Consider the following 3532-nt stretch of genomic DNA (forward strand, 5'->3'; position numbering starts at 1 on the left):
GCTCATGGCCCAGACCGGATGGGACCATGCCGTCATCAAGCCAACCGTCTCGGCCGGCTCCTGGCGCACCTTCCGGGTCTCACGGAGCGGGCCGAGCACCTCAGCAACGCACTTCGTCCGGAACGGCCACAAAGCAACGTCGACGACGGGCCTGGCACCACGCCGCGACACGGAACCCGAGACTCTGCTCCGTGACCTGGTGTCCACTCATCACGTCTGTGTCCAGCCCTTTCTTTCATCGATCCTGACCCACGGGGAACTCTCCTTCGTCTTCCTAGACGGAAAGTTGAGCCACACGGTCCGCAAAAGAGTCGCCCGGGACGGCGGCTGGTGGGCACACGAACCGTTCGGCGGCCGGAACGAAGTGATCCAGCCGACACCAGCCGAGCGTGAATGGGCGTACGGTGTGTATGAAGCACTGGAAAACCGATACGGACCGTTGATCTTCGGCCGGGTTGACGGCTTGCGGGACGAACACCGTGTGCTGCGGCTACTGGCATGTGAGCTCGTCATCCCCCGTCTGCTCCTGACCGAGGGCAACGCCTACGACACGTACGCAAAAACCATCATGCGGGCGGTTGGCGGCTGACCCGATGATCTACCGAGAAACGCTCGCCGGCCCGGGGGGAGCAACGGTTATGTACGCAGCGCATCGGACCTACCCGCGGTTTACCTCGTCCTCCCACTCTCGCTCGTGCTCGGCGTCACCGTCGGTTTAGACGTCCGCCTGCCCTTCCCAGGAGTAGTGATGGTCAACGCATCCGGTCCGGTAGCCGCGCTGTCGTCCCATGTACTTCTCGTTTTCCTGCTCCAGATCGCCGTCCTGCTCGGGCTGGCTTATCTCCTCGGGCGGGCGGCAATGCGGCTGGGAATGCCGGCAGTGGTGGGTGCACTCCTCACCGGCGTGATCCTCGGGCCATCCCTGCTCGGCACGCTCACGCCTGGCTTCGCCGGCTGGCTGTTGCCCGCACGGGCCGACCAGTTCCATCTCCTCGACGCCGTCGGCCAGCTCGGCGTGATTCTGCTGGTCGGATTCATCGGCATAGAGATGGACATCCAGATGCTGCGGCGCCGGGGTCTGACCGCCGCCCGGGTCGGCCTCGCCGGGCTGCTGGTTCCGGTGGGCCTCGGCGTCTTGGCGGGTCTGCTGCTGCCCGGCTCTCTCGTCGCGGACGGCGCCCATCGGCTGGTGTTCGCGCTGTTCCTCGGCGTCGCGCTCGGGGTCAGCGCGATCCCGGTAGCCGCGAAGATCCTCATCGACATGAACCTGCTGGACCGCAACGTCGGCCAGCTCACCCTGGCCGCGGCCGCAGTCGACGACGTGGCCGGGTGGTCCGCACTCTCCATGATGTCGGCGATAGCGACCACGGGCGTGCGTGGCAGTGACATCGCCGTGCCGGTGGTCAGCGTGCTCGGCGCCGTGCTGGCCGCCCTGGTAGCCGGTCCTCCGACGGTCCGAAGGGCACTTCGATACGCCAGCACGGCGCGCCACGGCGGTGGCCACATCGTGGCCATCACCGTACTGATCCTGGCCGCGGCGGCGGCCACGGAGGCGCTGAGACTCGAGGCGGTCTTCGGCGCGTTCATCGCCGGCATCGTCATCGGTTCCAGCCGGGGTTTCGCTCCCGACCGGGTCGCGCCGCTGCGGACGGTGGTGCTCACCGTGCTGGCGCCGATCTTCTTCGCCACCGCCGGGCTACGGGTCGATCTCGGCAAGCTCACCGACCTGTCGGTCCTCGCCGCCGGCCTGGTGGTCCTGCTGCTTGCCGTCGCAGGCAAGTTCGCCGGTGCCTACCTCGGCGCCCGGGCCAGCCGGCTCGGCCACTGGGAGGCCCTCGCGCTCGGCGCCGGGCTCAACGCCCGCGGGGTCATCGGCCTGGTCGTCGCCGGAGTGGGGCTGCGCCTCGGCGTGTTGAACACGGCAGCTTACACGGTGGTGGTTCTCGTGGCGCTCGTCACCACCATGATGACCCCGCCGATCCTGCACCTCACGATGCAACGGGTGGAGCACAGCGCAGCGCAGACGAGACACTACGGCGGCTGGACCCCACCAGCGACACCGAAAGCGCACATTCCGCTGCCCGACGCTAGCGCTGGCCTTGCCGTCAAACACCCGTATCCTACAAAAGGTTGTTTCGTAACTCGGTCGGATGTGGTGTAGGTGGGGCGAGGATGTTCTCGACCCGCGCGACCCGACCGGGTCACTCCCGCTCGTCAGCCCGTCGGGAAGACCACGGACAGGTCAACGGCTGCAGGATTGGCTCTTCGGGATCGCCCTGTCACCCTGCCTCTACCTGCCCAGGGGTACGAATCCCCTAGGCCACCGACCTAAAAAGCTGTTTTAGAATTACCCCGGTCCCGTATCCCAACCCGATAAAGCAAGCTGTCGACCGGTTGGCACGCCGAGCGCCGGAGTCCGATCCCTGGCGCTCGGCGCGCGTCCGAGGTCAAGACAAGATTTAAAACAGGTTCTTAGAATTTTCCGCCGGGAGGGGTGGGGACCGCCGTCTGGGCCAGGCCATTCGTAACGTGGCCGATGACCCCGGCCGGCGCCGGCCGGGGTGTCGCGCCTTGCAAACTCTCGGTACTGGACCGCGGCACGGGCACGGCGCCGCCGTTGTCCTGCTTGTAGTTCTGGCCGCAGCCACTGAGGAACAGAGCCGATGGAATGACGAGGGCGCCAAGCACCGTCACCATGGCTCGACGGTCACGGTGTCTCGGTGTCCGGGGCCGCCGGGATCGGAAGGAATATATGGTGTCCATAATGATTCAGTAGTCTACTGCCCTATGCGCAACTTTTCCACCTACCCGAGAGGTCGGGTTTTCCACCTACCCGAGAGGCCGGGAAGATCCTGAAGCGTCCGCCCGTTGGTCACAGCCATATCTCCGGCGGGTGAACCAGCCCGCTTCTTCCAAACCTTGCGGGCGTCCTTGACAGTCAGGCGCGAGAGCCCGTTCTGAATCTTGAAGCCATGTGCTCTGTGTGCTCTGTGTATTCGAGCAGGAGGTTCTTCGCGCGCCAGGCAGCGTCGATCTCGAAGGCGGCCTCGCCGCCGAGGGTTGCCAGGGTGGTCAGGATCCGGTTGCGGCCGGCCGGGGTGAGCGTCCGCGGGGCCCCGGACGAGAAGTCCTTTGATCGTGTACTCGGGGTCGGTAGCGCGGCCGCGGCGGCCGCGGATCCGGTGGGTGGCCCTCCGGCGGACATCACCGACCGCCTTGTTGGCGAGGTGGGACCGACCCGGGGCGCGGTACTGGTGTTTCCACCGACCCGTCTCCCCGGGCCGTCCCCCGAACCCGGCGTACCCATTACTGGGCACCGGGCCCTCCACACGTTTACGCGCCGGTCATACCGTGGCCTGTTGCGTGCTGTCAGACCACCGGTGCTGACCTGATCCTCACCAAGGATCCCAGCCTTCAGAAACGCCTTCACCAGCGTGGGCACGCGCCTGTCAGTGACCCTTTTCTGCAGCCGGCCCATGACGACCGAGTGCGAGATGTTGTCGAAACAGACCTCGATGTTCCCCTCGAACAT

General features: G+C 66.3%; 3 protein-coding genes. 2 read left to right on the forward strand and 1 reads right to left on the reverse strand.

Features of this window, described 5'->3' with window-relative positions:
• Together ACY45C_RS15850 and ACY45C_RS15855 are read left to right on the forward strand one after the other, a co-directional pair.
• A partial coding sequence (locus tag ACY45C_RS15850; protein WP_462188362.1) for an ATP-grasp domain-containing protein occupies window positions 1-589 on the forward strand: 589 nt, incomplete at its 5' end.
• 159 nt (window positions 590-748) lie between these two features.
• On the forward strand, window positions 749-2161 hold the full coding sequence (locus ACY45C_RS15855; protein WP_462188363.1) for a cation:proton antiporter: 1413 nt from the start codon (window positions 749-751) through the stop codon (window positions 2159-2161).
• Window positions 2162-2938: 777 nt separating this feature from the next.
• Here the strand turns inward: ACY45C_RS15855 and ACY45C_RS15860 are convergent.
• Window positions 2939-3208 carry a hypothetical protein gene (locus ACY45C_RS15860; RefSeq protein ID WP_462188364.1) on the reverse strand — a complete coding sequence of 90 codons (270 nt, stop codon included), beginning with the start codon at window positions 3206-3208 and terminating at the stop codon, window positions 2939-2941.
• Window positions 3209-3532: the final 324 nt, after the last annotated feature.

The organism is Frankia sp. CcWB2, from assembly GCF_977927585.1.

Excerpts from the sequence above, each read along its gene's own strand:
- ACY45C_RS15855 (WP_462188363.1), top strand. The coding sequence starts at position 749 with ATGGTCAACGCATCCGGTCCGGTAGCCGCGCTGTCGTCCCATGTACTT.